Origin of the sequence: Campylobacter sp. US25a, assembly GCF_004379075.1 — a bacterium.
In the GTDB taxonomy this organism is placed as follows: Bacteria; Campylobacterota; Campylobacteria; order Campylobacterales; family Campylobacteraceae; genus Campylobacter_D; species Campylobacter_D jejuni.
Map to the genome: position 1 here is coordinate 1 of NZ_RYYM01000063.1, position 915 is coordinate 915.

Annotated in this window: 1 protein-coding gene; it reads left to right on the forward strand. The window is 31.6% G+C overall.

All coding sequences use genetic code 11. The annotated features are described in order from the left end of the window. The coding region (locus tag ELQ12_RS09740; RefSeq protein ID WP_002934477.1) for a methyl-accepting chemotaxis protein at positions 1-915 on the forward strand (915 nt) is incomplete at its 5' end.

The window sequence follows — 915 nt, forward strand, 5'->3', positions numbered from 1 at the left end:
ATCAACGAAAACATCCTTGCTACTAAAAAAGGTTTAGAACAAGACAATCAAGCTGTTAAAGAATCAGTTCAAACCGTATCAGTTGTAGAAGGTGGTAATTTAACAGCAAGAATTACCGCTAATCCAAGAAACCCACAACTGATTGAACTTAAAAATGTTCTAAATAAACTTCTTGATGTTTTACAAGCTAGAGTAGGTTCTGATATGAATGTTATTCATAAAATATTTGAAGAATACAAAAGCTTAGATTTTAGAAATAAAATCTCTAATGCTTCAGGAAGTGTTGAATTAACTACTAATGCTTTAGGTGATGAAATAGTTAAAATGCTAAAACAAAGTTCAGACTTTGCTAATGCTTTAGCTAATGAAAGTGGAAAATTACAAACTGCTGTTCAAAGCTTAACCACTTCTTCAAATTCTCAAGCTCAATCTTTAGAAGAAACTGCAGCAGCTTTAGAAGAGATCACTTCTTCTATGCAAAATGTTTCAGTTAAAACTAGTGATGTTATCACTCAATCTGAAGAGATTAAAAATGTTACAGGTATCATAGGAGATATTGCAGATCAAATTAATCTTCTAGCTTTAAATGCAGCTATTGAAGCAGCTCGTGCTGGAGAACATGGTAGAGGCTTTGCTGTTGTGGCTGATGAAGTTAGAAAACTAGCTGAGAGAACTCAAAAGTCTTTATCTGAAATAGAAGCTAATACTAATTTACTTGTTCAATCTATCAATGATATGGCAGAAAGTATTAAAGAACAAACTGCAGGTATTACTCAAATCAATGATAGCGTAGCACAAATTGATCAAACTACTAAAGATAATGTTGAAATTGCTAATGAATCAGCTATTATTTCTAGTACAGTAAGTGATATAGCTAATAATATCTTAGAAGATGTTAAGAAGAAGAGGTTTTAA